The 17,044-nt window shown below is 36.7% G+C and carries 15 protein-coding genes, 1 tRNA gene and 1 pseudogene; 10 read left to right on the forward strand and 7 right to left on the reverse strand.

Annotated features, from left to right (window positions below; translation table 11 throughout):
- Positions 1–35: 35 nt before the first annotated feature.
- Positions 36–203, reverse strand: a complete 168-nt coding sequence (locus ACPF9A_RS08895; RefSeq protein ID WP_424003639.1) for a hypothetical protein — start codon at positions 201–203, stop codon at positions 36–38.
- Between the two features lie 183 nt (positions 204–386).
- Between ACPF9A_RS08895 and ACPF9A_RS08900 the strand changes: the two genes are divergently transcribed.
- From ACPF9A_RS08900 to ACPF9A_RS08930, 7 genes are all read left to right on the forward strand, one after another.
- Positions 387–454, forward strand: a tRNA-Ser gene (locus ACPF9A_RS08900).
- Between the two features lie 362 nt (positions 455–816).
- Positions 817–1,356, forward strand: coding sequence for a sigma-70 family RNA polymerase sigma factor (locus tag ACPF9A_RS08905; protein WP_424003640.1), 540 nt, complete (start codon positions 817–819; stop codon positions 1,354–1,356).
- A gap of 57 nt (positions 1,357–1,413) precedes the next feature.
- Positions 1,414–2,295, forward strand: a complete 882-nt coding sequence (locus ACPF9A_RS08910) for a PhzF family phenazine biosynthesis protein (protein ID WP_424003642.1) — start codon at positions 1,414–1,416, stop codon at positions 2,293–2,295.
- Positions 2,296–2,399: 104 nt separating this feature from the next.
- The gene (locus ACPF9A_RS08915; protein WP_424003644.1) at positions 2,400–4,556 is read left to right on the forward strand and encodes a PQQ-binding-like beta-propeller repeat protein; all 2,157 of its coding nucleotides are present in this window, start codon (positions 2,400–2,402) and stop codon (positions 4,554–4,556) included.
- Between the two features lie 86 nt (positions 4,557–4,642).
- Positions 4,643–5,005, forward strand: a complete 363-nt coding sequence (locus ACPF9A_RS08920; protein ID WP_424003646.1) for a hypothetical protein — start codon at positions 4,643–4,645, stop codon at positions 5,003–5,005.
- Between the two features lie 258 nt (positions 5,006–5,263).
- On the forward strand, positions 5,264–5,944 hold the full coding sequence (locus ACPF9A_RS08925; RefSeq protein WP_424003648.1) for a DUF4386 domain-containing protein: 681 nt from the start codon (positions 5,264–5,266) through the stop codon (positions 5,942–5,944).
- A 189-nt stretch (positions 5,945–6,133) separates the two neighbouring features.
- Positions 6,134–7,075 (forward strand): hypothetical protein, encoded by a 942-nt coding sequence (locus tag ACPF9A_RS08930; RefSeq protein WP_424003650.1) that lies wholly within the window; start codon positions 6,134–6,136, stop codon positions 7,073–7,075.
- Positions 7,076–7,172: 97 nt separating this feature from the next.
- Here the strand turns inward: ACPF9A_RS08930 and ACPF9A_RS08935 are convergent, their stop codons facing one another.
- Positions 7,173–8,741, reverse strand: coding sequence for an IS1182 family transposase (locus ACPF9A_RS08935; RefSeq protein WP_424003652.1), 1,569 nt, complete (start codon positions 8,739–8,741; stop codon positions 7,173–7,175).
- Between the two features lie 290 nt (positions 8,742–9,031).
- Here ACPF9A_RS08935 and ACPF9A_RS08940 point away from each other — a divergent pair, with 290 nt between their 5' ends.
- A complete protein-coding gene (locus ACPF9A_RS08940; protein ID WP_424003654.1) occupies positions 9,032–9,640 on the forward strand; it encodes a hypothetical protein in 609 nt (202 codons plus the stop codon).
- Positions 9,641–9,930: 290 nt separating this feature from the next.
- On the opposite strand, the pseudogene ACPF9A_RS08945 reads toward ACPF9A_RS08940, so the two are convergent.
- Positions 9,931–11,079, reverse strand: a pseudogene (locus tag ACPF9A_RS08945) (IS91 family transposase).
- The gene (locus ACPF9A_RS08950) at positions 11,079–11,684 is read right to left on the reverse strand and encodes a tyrosine-type recombinase/integrase (protein ID WP_423997595.1); all 606 of its coding nucleotides are present in this window, start codon (positions 11,682–11,684) and stop codon (positions 11,079–11,081) included. The pseudogene ACPF9A_RS08945 and the gene ACPF9A_RS08950 overlap by 1 nt, the downstream one beginning before the upstream one ends.
- A gap of 687 nt (positions 11,685–12,371) precedes the next feature.
- Between ACPF9A_RS08950 and ACPF9A_RS08955 the strand changes: the two genes are divergently transcribed.
- Positions 12,372–12,875, forward strand: a complete 504-nt coding sequence (locus ACPF9A_RS08955) for an RNA polymerase sigma factor (protein WP_424003656.1) — start codon at positions 12,372–12,374, stop codon at positions 12,873–12,875.
- The gene (locus ACPF9A_RS08960) at positions 12,872–13,459 is read left to right on the forward strand and encodes a hypothetical protein (protein WP_424003658.1); all 588 of its coding nucleotides are present in this window, start codon (positions 12,872–12,874) and stop codon (positions 13,457–13,459) included. Before ACPF9A_RS08955 ends, ACPF9A_RS08960 begins: the two co-directional genes overlap by 4 nt.
- A 364-nt stretch (positions 13,460–13,823) precedes the next feature.
- On the opposite strand, the gene ACPF9A_RS08965 is transcribed toward ACPF9A_RS08960, so the two are convergent.
- The 3 genes from ACPF9A_RS08965 to ACPF9A_RS08975 form a co-directional block, all read right to left on the reverse strand.
- Complete coding sequence (locus tag ACPF9A_RS08965) at positions 13,824–14,108, reverse strand: helix-turn-helix transcriptional regulator (protein ID WP_274824739.1); 285 nt, start codon at positions 14,106–14,108, stop codon at positions 13,824–13,826.
- A gap of 448 nt (positions 14,109–14,556) precedes the next feature.
- On the reverse strand, positions 14,557–15,177 hold the full coding sequence (locus tag ACPF9A_RS08970; protein ID WP_424003660.1) for a hypothetical protein: 621 nt from the start codon (positions 15,175–15,177) through the stop codon (positions 14,557–14,559).
- A 235-nt stretch (positions 15,178–15,412) separates the two neighbouring features.
- On the reverse strand, positions 15,413–16,885 hold the full coding sequence (locus ACPF9A_RS08975) for a serine hydrolase domain-containing protein (RefSeq protein WP_424003662.1): 1,473 nt from the start codon (positions 16,883–16,885) through the stop codon (positions 15,413–15,415).
- Positions 16,886–17,044: the final 159 nt, after the last annotated feature.

Below are 17,044 nucleotides of genomic sequence, written 5' to 3' on the forward strand. Positions count from 1 at the left end.
TCAGGTTATTTTTGTTGCACTGTTACAAGTTATAATTATTGTTTCCCTTGAGTTCTATTAGTTCTTTGATCCATAGTTCTATCTTCAGTGCCATCACCATCTCCATTGCATCCAGTACCACCAATAATTGAATTTAAATTACTGATTTTTGAAATTGTCATTTTATCTAACTTCAATTTTTTTGTTTGTTTAGTGTTTCTCATGATTTCCAGTTTTAATTATTAATTTAAATTATATAAAATAAATTATTAATGTGTATATACGCAATTTTATTTTTTAACTAATTGTAATTTCAAGACTGGCAGGCAAGAGGTCACCGGTTCGAATCCGGTATTCTCCACTTAGAGCTCCCATTAATGGGAGCTTTTTTTTTGGTTTTGATCTGAGGATAATTTGGTGTAGAGCGTCCCGAAAGCTTTCGGGAAGGTCACCGGTTCGAATCCGGTATTCTCCACTTAAAAGGCTTCCATTTATGGAAGCCTTTTTTATTTCAAACCATCTACCCGCCAGTGGAAGGCGAGCGAGCTCTAACTTTCTAAGATTACCGTATAATTTGAAATGCAGCTTTTCCGCAGTGAGATAGAACTTGGTTTACTTAATACTTCATACTATTTCCCCTAAACTCCATAAGTTTATCGAATAACACACCGTACATTTTTCCCATAGTTATCTAGAACTTTGTTTACTTAATACATTGTACTTGCGACTTAATACTATTTTTTCTCCTAACTCCTAACTCCTAACTCCCAACCCCTTTCCTCATAAATCCCTAAATTGCAAATAGGTGTTCATCAATCAATTAAATTGTTTGCCATCATGATAAATAATGAAATCAATACCATTTGGCTAGACCTCAATGAAGAATTGTATCATTTTATTCTGGGTAAAATTAAAGACGAGCAACAGGCAAAAGACATTCATCAAGAGGTGTTTTTGAAGATACAGACCAAAATTCATCAGCTGCAACATACCTCTAAATTAACCTCGTGGGTATATCAAATTACTAGAAATACGATTAATGACCATTATAGAGGGAAAGCAAAAAATACGGTTGATTTGGTACATGTTGAGATGCCCGAGGAACAGGGTGATGATTTTGATTATTCCAAGTTGACCAACTGTATCAATCAAAAAATAGGCGAGTTGTCTGCCCAGCATAAAGAAGCCATTGTGTTGACCACCTTTCAAGAGTACTCTCAAAAAGAACTTGCCAAGCACTTGAATATCTCATATTCAGGCACAAAATCTAGAGTTCAAAAAGCAAGGGAATTATTGAAAATTCAATTACTATCCTGCCAAAATGTGGCGTCTGACCAAACAGGAAAATTGCTCGATTTTGAAAATAATGAAGAATAGCTACGTCTTTTTCTAATCATCGCCGTCTATCTGGTATACACCTTAAAAAAGATAAAGATGGATGATTTAAAAAAAGTAACCGTACAAATACTAAATGCCTTTACCGAGAATGATAAAGGCGGCAATCCTGCAGGAGTTGTATTGAATGCTGATGCACTATCTCATGAAAACAAATTAGAGATTGCACAAAAAGTAGGGCTTTCGGAAACCGCATTTGTATCCAGCTCCAAAATGGCAGATTTTAAATTAGATTTCTACACACCCACTAAGCAAATAGCACATTGTGGGCATGCCACAATAGCGACTTTCTCGTATTTAAAACAGTTGGGATTATTAAAGAGTAACAGGTCTTCAAAAGAAACTATTGACGGAAACAGAAAAATAGAAATACAGGGCGATTTAGCCTTTATGGAGCAATTAGCGCCAACCTATGTAAACCCGGCTAAAAAAGAAGACGACATTCTAAAATCATTGGGTCTAACCAAAGAAGACCTAGTACCAAATGCCCCGATTAAAGTCGTCAATACGGGCAATTCTTTTTTATTGATTCCTGTTAAAAACGCGAAAATATTAGAGCACATAACTCCAGATTTCGAGGCTATAGAAGGTATAAGCGATATGTTTAATTTAATAGGCTATTATGTTTTTACGACCGATACCGAAACAGCATATGATGTAACGACCCGAATGTTCGCGCCACGCTATGGTATATTGGAAGAAGCGGGCACAGGAATGGCTGCTGGCCCTTTAGCAAGTTATTTGTTTGATGTCTTACAACTAAAGAAAACCACTTTTAAAATTCAGCAAGGCAAATATATGTCACCACCATCGCCAAGTGCTATTACTGTGAAATTAGAGCTGAAGAACAATGAGATTACAAGTTTAATGGCAGGTGGTAAAGGGGTTTTGACAAATCAGGTTGAAATTGATATGTTCTAATTTTGGTATTTTTTTAATGAGATTAAAAAGTAAAAGTTTACTCGTGTATCATAGCCATTTTTGTAATTTAACATAGAAATCTAAACTCCCGATTCTTAAAACATATGATGCAACGCACAGGTTACCTAGGGTTATTTTCTCTCCTAGGTGTATTGATAATGGTCAGTTGTACCAATTCTGAAAAGAAAATAGATACCAATAGAACTTGGTCGACCTATAAAGGCGATGCGGCAAGCTCAAGCTATTCTCCATTGGCAGAAATCAATGTTTCTAATGTAAAGGAACTTCAAAATGTGTGGACATTTCAAACAACAGATGTACCCAAAGGGGCAGATCCAGTTACCAGTCAAAGCAACCCGATTATAATTGATGGTATTATGTATGCCAGTTCGGCAAAGCAAACGGTGTATGCCATTAATGCAAAAACAGGCGAGAAAATTTGGTCTTTCAATCCTTTAGAAAATGGTGATCCCAGTTCTACAAGTAGGGGCGTAACCTATTGGGAAGATGGCGATGATAAACGTATTCTATATTCGGCACGAAATTATTTAATGACGATTGATGCGACTACAGGTAAATTGATAACTACGTTCGGTGAAAATGGAAAAGTGAACCTTAATGTGGGTCTTCGCGATGATCCTAATAAAATATCGGTCTCTCTGACTACTCCTGGTAGTATTTATAAAGATTTGATTATTGTGGGATCTAGATTATCAGATTTTTATGGTTCACCACCAGGTTATATTCGTGCGTACAATGTAAAAACAGGAGCATTGGTATGGACCTTTCATACCATTCCTCATCCAGGTGAACCTGGTTATGAAACCTGGCCGCCAGATGCCTATAAGTATGCCGGTGGTGCCAATTGCTGGGCAGGTATGAGTATAGACAACGAACGCGGAATGGTTTTTTTGGCACTAGGCTCACCAACGTTCGATTATTATGGCGCCGATAGAGAAGGCGCCAATTTGTATGGAAATAGCGTATTGGCATTAGATGCCGCAACGGGTCATTACAAATGGCATTTTCAAACCGTGCATCATGATATTTGGGATTATGATCTTCCCTGTCCGCCAAATTTGGTAACGTTAGAGCAAGACGGAAAAGAAATAGATGCGGTGGCACAGGCAACCAAACACGGATTTATTTTTGTATTAAACCGCGATACGGGCGAACCTATATTTCCTGTTGAGGAGCGAGAAGTGCCAGTGTCTCACCTACCGGGAGAAATTGCCTATAGAACACAACCATTTCCCACAAAACCAAAGCCATTTGTAAAGCAATCTATGACGGTCGATGACCTCAATCATTTTACGCAACAAGATTATGATTCTATTTTAAAGACATTTACATCTATTCGGTATGAGGGGTTGTTCACTCCGCCAGATTTAAAAGGAACATTATCGCTGCCTGGTACAAACGGAGGAGTAAATTGGGGCGGGGCCGCCTTTGATCCAACTTCATCGTATTTGTATTTACGTGGCAACAATTTACCCGAAATACAGACCATTGTAGATGCCAATGCATTTTTCGCGGCAGATAATAGTACTCGATATGAATATGGTCGCTCTGCTTATATGAAATACTGTGCAACATGCCATGGACAGAACTTGGAAGGAGTGCCACCAGTTTTTCCTGCTTTGTCTGCCTTAAAGGGGAGAGTTGAAGAACATGAAACACTATCAAAATTACGCCAAGGCGGCGGACAAATGCCTGCTTTTAAAGGAGTACTTACACCGCGGGAAGAAAGAGGTATCATGGCATTTTTATATGATAAAGAAGAACCCTTAATTGAAGTACCACAAGAAAGTAAAAGCGAAAATGTTCCTGTACGGTATATGAATAGTACCGCCTATAGAACTTGGAGCGACCCTAGTGGAAACCCTGCCTTAAATGCCCCATGGAACACCTTAAACGCACTTAATCTTTCTACGGGAGAGTATGAATGGCAAATACCTTTAGGCGATGATGAAGAGGCACAAGAAAAAGGAGTGCCTAAAAAAGGGTTATCGGCAAGATCTGGACCAATGGTAACTGCTGGTGGTTTGGTATTTATTAGTGGCGCAGCCGATAAAAAGCTCTGGGCTTTTAATAATAAAACAGGTGAGCTGGTTTGGGAAACAGAACTCCCGGCCGCCAATAATGCTAATGTATGTTCGTATGCGGTAGATGGCAAACAGTACATTGCACTCTCTGTGGGCGGCACCAAAGAAAAACCTTCTGGATCGATAATGGCATTTGCCTTGCCAGATAATCGGTAATCTATAAATTGAAAGTAAAGATATAAGCAGCAGAAGCAACCAATTACCCATAGCGCATCTATGTAGTATATTCTAATAGTAAAACCATGAAAGTTCGTATGTTATTTAAGGTCATTGGTTCTATAATCTTAATATTGGTTTTAAATTCTTGTAGCAATGATGACGATAGTAATCTAACCTGTAATGTTGAAGATCCTATAGAAGAATTGGTTTGGTTAAATGAATGGGTTGCTACACTTTCAGAATATGAGTATATAAGAAGTGCGCGTTATTTGGGCGATGATGTTTTCTATAACATTAACTGTAATCCCGTGGTTAGCTATGTTTCTGTTTTATATGATTGCCAGGGGAAAGTAATAGGCTTTACCGGAGATTATAGAGCGCAATTTACCAACGATCAAATTTTATGGTTACCAGAAAATTCGCAATGCAGCTTTCCAATAGATTGATAGAACTTTTGCACTACTCTACACTGAAGACTATTTTACCAACCCCCACTTTTTTAGCACTCCGTACTTAGTACTTAATACATAATACTATTACACAGTTAATTCCTACTTTTTAATACTCTGTACTTAATACTTAATACTTTGTACTCATTACTCATTACTTAATACTGATCTCTCCCCAACTTCAATTTCTCAACCATATTTGTAACAATCTACAGCCGTAAACGTCTTATAGTCAATCAATCAAAAATCACCATCATGAAATCGACTAACAATGTAGGTAGGGTAACCGGACTTTTATTTCTGCTCATATTTATAATGGGTATTCTTATATATCAATTTTTACAAGGACCCATTTTATTTTCAGATGATTTTTTAATCACTGCGGCACCTAATGCCAACAAACTGATTACTTCGGTTTTACTTGGTAGTTTAAGTGGTCTTTTTTCGATAACTATATCAGCATTGTTGTTTCCGGTTTTTAAAAAATACAGTACCACTTTGGCAGTGTTGTATTTGGCTTTTAGCATTCTAGATTTTGTTGCTATAAGTATCGATAATACCAGTGTTTTGGCGATGCTAGAACTAAGCAAAGCATATGTGACTAATGTTGAGGTTAATACAAGTATTCTAGAGACTATGGCACCCATATACTCTCAAAAACATTGGTGGTCGCATTACTTGAGTTTATTGACTTCTTGCTTCTCGGTATTTGTGCTATATTTTGCATTCTACAGAACAAAACTAATACCCAGAGTACTTTCAGTATTTGGTATAGTTGCAGTGCTACTGATGTTTATAGAGATTCTAGCTTCTATTTTAGGCGACGGTATTAGTATGAATATGTTATTGCCTATGGGTGCAATTCAACTGATTTTACCGCTGTGGTTATTGGTGAAAGGTTTGAATACAAAAGGTTTAGAAACTACTTTACAGTAGTAGGCTGAAAGAATAAGATGTAATTATTCTCATCAATTACGCTTTCCCATAATTCTATACTAAAGAAAAATACTACCTTGTTAATCGGTTCTAAAACAACCATTTCTAATGTTGTTTTAGAATGTTACTAAATGGTTTAATATTTAGGGATTAAGTAACTTGTTGCTTTATACCATTGTTACCACCAATATGAAAAAAATAATTTTACTTGCTATCACAATAATAAACTCGGTCGTTCTTTTTAGTCAAAACGACATTAATAATCAATTATCTACTGAACATAAATCGGTTGATGGAACAAAAATAAGTATTGTGCCTCCAAATGGATTTACAACTGCGTCAAATTTCTTAGGCTTTCAACAAACTCAAAGCGGTTCAAGTATAATGGTTTTAGATATTCCTGGTCCTTTCTCAGAGGTTTCTAAGGGTTTAACCAAAGAAGGATTACTTTCTCAAGGTATGACATTAAAAGAAACACATAAATTAACATTGAATAGTTTGCCTGCAGTACTTTTAAAAGCAGAGCAAAACGCTTATGGAAATATTTATACTAAATATATACTTGCATTCGGAACAGAAGAAGAATCAATTCTTATAAATGGTACGTTTCCACAAAATATAGAAGATTTAAATGAAGTTCTTAAAAAGGCTTTATTAAGTACAGTTTATGATTCTAATAAAAAGATAAATCCATTCGACACAGTTGACTTTGAAATATCTACAGATGGAACTGATATTGTTTTTGCAAAAAACATATCTAATTCATTAATATTTAATCGTGATGGAAAAATTCCATCAGAGACAAAAGACAAAGTATCATTAATTATAGTAAAAGCCTTTTCCAACGTAGATATTATGGACAAAAAGCTTTTCGCAATGAATCGTATTAGACAACTACCTATCGTAATTAAAAAAATAATTTCTACTGAACCCATTGAAATAGATGGAATTAATGGTTATGAAATTATTGCTGATGGTAGTGACAAAAAAACTGGAAATAAAGAGAAAGCATATCAGGTTATTCTATTTAGCGACTCACTTTACTACTTGATATTCGGGTCTTCTCAAGCCGATTTTGATAATAATATTGAGTTATTTAAAAAGTTAGCAAAAACATTTAAGCGGAAATAGAATACTGGTGGTAACACAAGTAACCGTTGCACAAGTCATTAATCCTGAGAAAAACAGATTCATATAAGGCGCTCTACGGGGCTTTTTTCTTGTCGCGTTAGAAATGGAAAGCTAATTTTTGATACCTTGGAGAAGCACCTAACGATAAATCAAGGATACTTTTGACCCATGTTGCAAAAGCAAGTGTTCCCATCCCACTTTGCACCAGTTTTTGTTCGAATTTCAGGTACTTCTTAAGGTTGTAGGCGATGGCCGATAGGTGCATTACCTTGTTCGCCTGCTTTACCCCGATGGTATTTATCTTGCGCATGCCCATGAACTGGGTGAGGGTCCCGAAAACCGGTTCTACGGTACTCTGCCGTTTGCCCTTCATGTACCTTCCCTGTGGGCTTTCCACCCTGGTAATATTACGTTGATATTCCTCCCGATAGTAGGTCACCGAGAACTGTTTCTCATTTACTTTGCCCAAGCATGTATCGCGTAGCGGGCAGCCTTTGCAGATTTTACTCGATGCGCGGTAGGCCTTCTTTTTCGTCTTGGTACGATGATCTAGGAACACTTTTTTGAACGGTATTACCTTGTCCTGTGGGCATAGGTAATGGTCGGCCTGTTCTATATAAGTGAACCCATCGGGTCCGCCCTTGTAGGTGCCATGGGGCGGTATGAAACTTTTAAGTCCCCTTTGCTCCAAAAAGGCATAGTTCTCGCCCGAACTGTAGCCGGTGTCCGCAACGCAGTTTTCGAATACCAGGCCCTGTTGCCATAATCTTCTTTGTAAACGTTGTACAATATCCCGTAATTGCTGGTTGTCTTTACCGTCCGCATGGTAGGCCCTGATGTCCGTTATCACATGGTGCGCGGTATCCACGCTCAATTGGCTAAGGTAGTTCAGCTTGCGTGCCTTGCCGGGCTTTACGCTAATTCTGGCATCGGGGTCGGTTGGGCTGTAATGGGTCTTGTTACTGGTATACTTGGCCCCCTTGTTCCCCGCACCGGGCCGTTGGTCCTGGTCCTTCGCCCACTTCTTGTTACGTCCCTTTATCGAGGAGAGCTCCTTGTTGCTTGCCGTGATGCTACGACCTTCCTTGTCTGATTTGTCGTTCTTGGACTTTCTGTGTGGTTCTTCCCTGTCCATGGAACTAAGGGCACGTACCTTTCTTAGGTGTTCGTCAAGTTCATCTTCAGGCACCTTGAGTTCCAAAGTGTCCATACTCGCGTTTGCCTTTACAGGGGCAGAATCTATGGCCTGGGAATGGCCGCTGACCATCCCCTTGTCAACGCACATGGCAAGGACCTTCGTAAAGACTTCCTCAAAAACGGACTCCGGGTACAATTGCCGCGTACGGCTTATCGTGGAATGCCACGGTAGCTCCTCGTCGATATCATAGCCAATGAAATATAGTATATCCAAGCGCATCGAACAGTGCTCGATAAGCTTACGGTCACTGATGATATTCTCCAAGTAGCCTACCAAACACAACTTAAAGAATACCAAAGGGTCGATGCTCTTCTGCCCGCTTTCCCCATAATACGGACGGGTAAGCATGTAAAGGAAACGCAAATCCAAAATGCCTTTTAAACGACGATAGAAATTCGTCTCCGGTACCCGATTACTTAATTGAAAATTATTGAAAAGCTTCTCCTGATATTCCTTTTTTCCCTGCATACCTAAAGTTACGATCCATCTCTCAATCTGCAATGATCATAACCCAGTTTTTTTATAACTTGTGCAACAGGCACACAACATATAAAAAATACGGGCTTAGGTCTTAAACGCTAAGGTCTGTGTATATTTATCAAGTCGCTAATCCCGATAGCTATCGGGAATGGATTTAGCTTTGGACAAGAAAAAATAAATCAAAACAATAAGCTTTAGCTTAGTTCTCAGGCGGAAACGAAAAGTTTCCTTGCCTCCGCGCTAAGCATAGCTCAGGCGTTAGGCAAAATTATAAATCATTGAAATACATTATACTTTTCAGTCTTTTAATAACTTTCGGATGTAAAAATCAGACCGAAAAAAATACTGGAATTAATAACGAAGATTATATAGAGTTCGGAATTGATTTTCTTAACGCAACTGTTCTGCTTCCCAAAACTTATGAAAAACTGACTGCGGACGAACTAAAAACCAAACTTTTAAAACACGTAGAAAATTCTAAACAGGCGGAATTTATAACTCAAAGTTTTGAAACCTTAAAACAATCACCTTTTGGTTTTGCTGTTTTCGCTGATAAAAACAACTATACAGACTACATTTGGGTAAGACAAGGCGAATTTGTGCCCCTTGACAAAGCACTCGCAAATCAATACCTCGGAATGGTAAGTGCTAGAGTGGAACAAGATTGGGGTGGAATCGGAATGGACTATGAACGACTTGAAAATCGATTTCTACAAACGGACAAATCTCAAATAATCAAAATAAAATATAAGACTGAATTGGATAATAGAATTAGCTATCACACGCAATATGTAATCACTTCTAAAATCAAAACATTCGACTTTCTAGTAGTAAGTAATCAAAATATGGACTTGGAAAATCTAATAAAAAGAATCAACGTTCGGTAAAATTACTTTGCCTAATAACTAAGCATATGGCGCGCCGATAGGCTAGCGCTATATGACTTGTTGACTGATCCGGGGTTTGTAAATAAGGGGTAATTCGTGAAGTTTGTCTAGACCTTGGCAAGGAAGCAGGTCATTGTTATATGGTGCTACAGTTTTCTTTTTTGCAGAAAACCACATAATGAAGAAATTTTTGCTGTAAAACCCATACTCCTTTTGAGTATTTGCGTGGTTTTACCTGTTTTTCCTTCGTTTTGGGCAGTAGTATGCTAGGGCACTTTTCAGCACCATTCTTACACATTGAATTTCAATAGTTTACGTTTTATGGTCTTTTGGTAATCCTGTGGTGGGCCACGGCTATCAAAGGTTAAAAGGGTGATTAATTCCCCTTTTTTACAGCTAGGGCAAATCCTGTGCAGCGATTTCTCTGGTCTTACAAGTGTTTCAATATGTAATAAATCCTTATCCGCTACTTGCAGTTGTAAGAGCGTTAGTTTCTCCTTTTTCCAACTACTACTCAAAAACCCATAATGGCGTATTCGGGTAAATCCTTTAGGGAGTATATGGAGTTGAAAACGCCGTATAAATTCCTTGTTCGTGAGGGTCATTGTTGTTTTTTGGCCACCTTTACGATAGTCTTTTAAGCTAAAAGTTACTTCGCTTTTTTCATTATTGATATTCAATATTCGGTGGTTGCTAATCGCTATTTTATGCGTGTACCTACCCAAATATTCAATGACATGTTCCGGCCTTCAAAAAGGAGGCTTGGCATAGACCACCCACTCGTTTTTGAATAGTGTATCATATAAGGATTGCGGTAATTCTGGTAATGCCTTGCGTAATTTTGCCACAAAAAGTCCTCGGTATTTTTTGCTTATTGCTTTTACCGAAAACAGAAAATTATCCTTCCCTTTTCCCTTTTTCCAAAACCCAGCTTTTGAGACCCCTCCCTTGGGTACTATGCAATGTAAATGTGGGTGCAATTGTAAATTCTGTCCCCAGGTGTGCAAGACAGCTATCATACCCAATTTTGCGCCCAGATGCTTGGGATTGTTCCCAAAGGCAGTGAGTGTTTCCCAAACGGTATCAAACAAAATCTTATACAATACCTGAGGGTTGCGCAGTGCCACAGGATTAAGACTGTCTGGTAATGTGAAGACTACATGAAAATAGGGCACAGCAAGAAGCTCTTGCGATCTGGCTGCTATCCACTCTTGCTGCTTATGACCTTGGCAGGTAGGACAATGCCTGTTGCGACAAGAATTAAATTGTAAATGCAGCTTGTTACACTCCATACACCAGTCTAAATGTCCGCCAAGGGCTTTAGTACGACATTTACGTATGGCGTGCAGCCCTCGCGCGTTCCAACTATTATGAGTAATATCCTGCAGATGGTCTACTTCTAAATTCAGCACATCTGCCACCTTATATGTAGGATGCACTAGGGTGTAAATAAAGTATCTAGTGGACTAAACTTCATAGAGCTACCCATATTGGACACCTGTAAATACACAATGGTAGTTTCAATATGAGCGTGGCCTAGCAGTTCCTTTAGACTCATGATATTCATCCCATCTTCCAGTAAGTGGGTCGCATAGGAATGGCGAAGGGTATGTGCGGTAAATTTCTTTTGGGTGTTTACTTTAGAGCGGCATTCCTTGATAACCCATTGGATGCCCCTTGTGGTAAGAGGGCCTGCCTCCCCGTCTTTGGTAACCTGACTATTGAAAACATATTTTACGGGGTTTTCTGTCCTGAAATACGTTTTCAGGCCACGGGCAAGGTGGGGACTCAAGGGAAGATAACGGTCTACCTTTCCTTTTTGTTTTTTCACAAACACAGTCTTTCTATCAAAATCTATATCTGCTTGTAAGAGATTACAGAGTTCATAGCTGCGCAGACCACAGCCGTAGAGCATCGCTAATATCAAACGATGTTTTAAGTATTTGGGAGCCTTTAATAATTCACGAACCTCTTTTTTGTTAAGTACCAAAGGAAGGTCTTTCTGTCTTTTTATCTGTGGAAGTCTGATGCGTTTTTTATCCATCCCCATAACCTTATAGGCAGCACGAAGCCCATAGATGGTATGTTTAAAAAAGCTCTCCGAAGGGGTCTTGTGCAGGTTCTGGCAATGGTAGAGATAGTCGTTTATTTGCTCCTCATTAAGGGCCTCTGGACTACATTTGTAATAAATGGCCAGGTGTGCAAGACAGCGCAGGTAGTTGCGCAGTGTACTGATAGCTTTACCATTAATGGCAAAACTCTTTTCTAAAGTAAGGGCTAGTTCTTTAAATCTGGGGACTTCTGATAAGGCGACCTCTAAAATCGTCTTTGACTTTTTTTAAATACATCATGCTAAGATTTTAATGAACTCATTAAGATAATGTATTTTTATAATCAAACTAAAAGCTTCCGAGGCACGAGGATTAGTTCAACAAGGTATAAAAAACATAGGGCATTTGTGCTATACCGAAAGGTCTGTTAATATTAACAAAGTCCGCTAAATATAAAATTTGGCATTTATAGTAGAAAAGATAAAAGCAAAATATTTATATTTAGCTAAGTAATAAACCGAAACGATAGTGCTTATCAACTGCCCTACGATTTCTTATACTGAACGTTGCCATTAATACCTACCAAACCGTAAAAATTCATCCTTTTTAAAAAAAATGTTCTCTAAATTGTCATATTTCTCGAACTATGGTAACTAAAGTAGTAAAGGGAAGTATTAAAAATGGAAAAACAGAAAACCAAATTTCTTTCAGCTTTAAAAGAAAATCAGGATAAGCTATATAGAGTTTGCTCTATTTATTCAGATGACAATGAAGATTCTAAAGACCTGTTTCAAGAGGTTTTAGTTAATATTTGGAAGTCGATGAGTTCATTTAAAGGTAATTCATCTATTGATACTTGGATGTTTAGGATAGCATTAAATGTTTGTCTTCGTTTCAAATCAAAATACACGAAAAACCAAAACCGATTTATAAGATTAGATAGCATAGCTATTATCAATATCAGTTCTAAAGTAGAAGATGGAAATAATGATGAAAAAATAATAGCTTTAAGAAAGTGTGTTAAAAAATTGAATGATGGAGACAAAGCAATAGTTGCTTTGTACTTGGAGGGAATAGCATACCGAGAAATTTCAGACATACTTGGGTTATCTGAAAATCACATAGCTGTAAAAATCAAGCGGATTAAATCAAAATTATTTAACTGTATAAATGGAATATTATGATAGAAGATGAATTAATTAAAATCTGGCAATCTTCCAGTAATCAAGAGTGCATAAAATTTGAGAAATCAAAATTAATGATAGAATTACAATCAAGTTTAAAGCGTTTAGACAAATGGTGGAACTATATAGAACTTTCAGAAACGGTTTTAGCCATATTTGGGGTTTTATTATCTACTTTTTTATTATTCAAGATTCCATTCATTCTGACAAAAATAGCATTGGCTTTAATGATTATTTGTGCAGTTTATTTAATAATAAAATATCGAGGTGTCAAAAAGTTTCAGCCTAGTGACTTAGAAAATAATTATCTCAATTATCTCAAAAAAAACAGGGAATATCTTCAAGCGCAAAAGAAATTCCTTAAAACATACTTCTATTGGGGAATATTGCCAGTTTACCCAATAATGTTGTTATTCACTATCAGCGTTTGGGAAAAAGTTCCAATACATTTGATTGCCCTTATTAATCTAGCTACAATCGGAATAGGTATTTATGGATATTTCTTAAATAAAAAAAGAGTAAAAAGAGAAATAACCCCAAGAATATCTGGAATTAATGAATTAATAAATCAATTGGAAAAATAGCATATGAAATCCAAATATAGACCCTCGAAAGTTTCAACAAGCTTTTTAGAACAATTGTCAAAAATTTTGCGGTTTTCAACTTCAAAAACAAGAAGAGAAACAATCAAACTAAAGAGAAATCAAATTAGGAATAAAAAGTACTAATGGCAACGTGTATAATTCATTGCTATTACTCGCCTACTTACGAAAGTCCTCGCGGACTTTCTATCTGTGATTTATTTGCTAACTTTAGTCCTTAAAGACGCAACGAAATCATACACTAGACCGTTGTAACACTCCAAATATTCCATGGTATAGTCGTAGACCGTCTTTTTCTTGGCGTCCTTTACATGGTAAAGTTGTTCGCCATTACCTAGCGAGTCCATCACCTTCTATTTTTGAAAGTGTACTTAAGTGTATCGTCGGTAATTTCGGCATGCGACTTTCTGCTGTTCTGGAGAAGCCAATCGTTGAGTTTGCATTTCTCGAAGAAGATCATCTTACCGTTGGGCTTTGAATGCGGAATATTTCCCGAGGCCGTTAGTTTGTAAAGATAGCTCCTTGATATTCCGGTATAGTCACAGGTCTCCTCGAAGGTGAGTACCTCTTTATTGGCCGTTAATAGCCTTTCCAAACGATCAAGTCGTTCAAAGATTAAAATAGTGTCCATTTGTTTCTTTTTAAGATTAATAAATGAACAAAAGCGCTTTTGTTTTCCTTTGTAGAATTCTTTGGATAAAGGTAATTGGAGAGAGGTGCTAAATCTCGTTTATGTAAGGATTTTTATTCACAAAATATTGGTAAACAATTACTTATGTTAAATCAGTACAAATCGAACCAAATAAAATTTGGATAATTTCATTTGGTTTCAAAACGATTCAAATGATACCATTTGATTTTTGTTAAAAAAGGAAGAATTTTGAGTTATCAACAATTGACAATTTAATTATCAAGAAAATAAGGGTACTTAAAAGGCAAAAAGCTAGTCATCTGAAAATAGTTTCATTGTATTGTCCCAAAAAAGGTTCCTTTTATAAAACTTTTAAAGCAATGCGATGAAACAAGCGGACTGGATACATTTTAAGATTATGGAGCGAAAAGGAGTAATGGTTTTAATCTCAATCTATAATTTTAGTGTCTAAATCATCAATAATCTTTTGCAACTCTGTAAGATTTAAAAGATTTTCTTTCTTTTTTTCTTCAGGTTTCTTCAAAGGCTGCAACTTTAATTCTTTTATTTGGGCAACAATCTTTTCAGTTTTCTCGCCCCTTGCCGTCGCAATGTCATTATAGACCGAATATGGTTTTAAACCAAAAATATCAAGTACATCCCCTATTCCAGTATAAGGTTCCTGTTTTATAGCCAAGTTTTTTCTCATATCATACATCCGACCATATAAACTATCGATTTCGCCAATTAGGTCTTCAAATTTTACCAATCTTTCATTCGTAAACTTGTTAGAATCTATCTCATCGTCTAACGCCCTGTAAAGTTTAAGACCTCCTCTATTAGTCATATCCGTGCAAAGCTGGTTGATTAGAATATCAGTTTGCAGCTTTAAATTAGCATAGATTGATTTAGATTCATTATTATCCAATTCTATTAAAATATGTTCTGAATCGACCTTAATTAAGGTCAGATAAGAAATAAAACCTAAGTCTTTTGAATTTTTTAGGTCTTGTGCAATTGCATTTGAAACAAATAATAAGAATATTGGTAGTATTAGAAAGAGCCGCATGGTGGTAGTTTTTGATTTGTCTTATTAGGAGAAGTGGTTTAAACCTACAAAAAATACTGAAATCTATCAAAGACCAGTATTATTATTTACGAAAATTATCCATGACGGCTTTTCTTTTAGCCTTTTTATGTTGTGCAAGTATTGTGATGACATCGAACTTATCTTTATCAAACAAAATAGGCTTGATTTCAATTGACCAGTCAGTAATGATCGAAAAGGCATGGTTATTATAACTTTATTTAGATAGTCTCGCAATTAGATTACTAATTTTGTTGGCAATTTCACTAGCTCCTTGGTCATAATTTGACATCACGGCCACAATATAACCACTGTCAAGAAATATATCTAAGTTAGAGTTAATACCGGGAAACCCTCCACTATGTCCGACTACTTTGCCACCTGCACCGTTTTTTATTGAAAAGCCGTAACCATATGCTTGATTTGAGTGACTTGTCCATAGTAAGTTCAAAGATTTTTTTGAAACTAACTTTTCATTGACCAAGGCCATCGCAAACTTATGTAGATCCCCAACTGTTGAGAAACCTCCTCCCGCAGGTCCCCCCTTTATTACATGCTTATAAAGGTTGTTTTCCCACCCAAGTTTGGTGTCTGCCCGAGAATATCCGATAGCTAGATTTTCCACAGGTTGATCCATTTCATAAGAGTCGGTGTTCATCATTTGTGCAGGTTGATAAATGTTATTCTCAATATATTCAAAGTAATCCTGTTTGGTTACTTCTTGAATGATGGCTCCTAATAAAAGCATCCCAGTATTGCTATAACTGAATCTCTCTCCTGGTTCAAAGGCTAGAGAACTACCGATTACAAGGGGTTTATAATCATCTACATTTCGATATAGCGCCCTTGATGAATTCCAGAACTTTTCATTAAAATAGTTTCCTAAACCACTGGTATGAGAAAGTAAGTGACTTATTGTGACCTTGGAAGTTATATCTGGGGGAAGCCAAGTTTCGTCTATGTACTTGTTTATTAAATCATCTAAATTCATCGATTTTTCTTCAACAAGCCGTAAGATGGCAACCGAAGTGAACATTTTGTTCATCGAACCAAGATTGAATTTGGTCTCTAAATTATTTTTAATATGAAATCTCTTCGAAGCTTCTCCCCGCGAATCTTGATACAAAATGTCATTCCCTTTGGCTATTAAAATTGCTCCGGAAAAAAGATTCTTTTCCGACAGTTTATCTACTATTTTTTTAGCTTCTTTTATCAATTCCTTAGAGGAAATAGTATTCTTGAGAATATCCTTGGGAAGCTCGGCTGGAGAAAACTGAAAAGAATTCATAAGCAAACTAGTCTCATCAACAAATGAAAATCTTATTTTTTGCCATGAATTGTAGTTTTTATCTTCTAAGATGAGAACAATTCCTTGTTCATCATTTGGATTATATGTTCTAATACTATGAAAACTTACACCGCCAGTTTGACTATAGAAGTTCAAGAAATATCCCTGATGGGCTTCCATCGGCGCGAAATTTTGAAATTCGTCATTAAAAGAATTCTCAATAAACTTCTTTATTTTATCCCCGTCATTAGCATTTATAGTATTAATGATATTTTCCGTTACCGTACCTAACCGACCTTTTGGGAATTTGGTATCATCAACATAGTCAATCTTAGTACTTTGGGCACTACATAGCATTTGGAAGCAAATACAGATGGTTAATATTTTAAAATTAATTTTCATAAAAGTCTTTTAGAGTTACTTCTGCCTGGCTTAAGATAATCAAATTATGATTTACAATTATGAGAATCTTGTAACCCCGTTTTCCTATTCAAATTAATAAAAAATGGCAAGTTGTCCTAAACTGATTTCCCTGAATACAATTAAACGGTTGCCTTAGGT

This window comes from Maribacter sp. IgM3_T14_3 (assembly GCF_049603095.1).
Lineage (GTDB): Bacteria > Bacteroidota > Bacteroidia > Flavobacteriales > Flavobacteriaceae > Maribacter.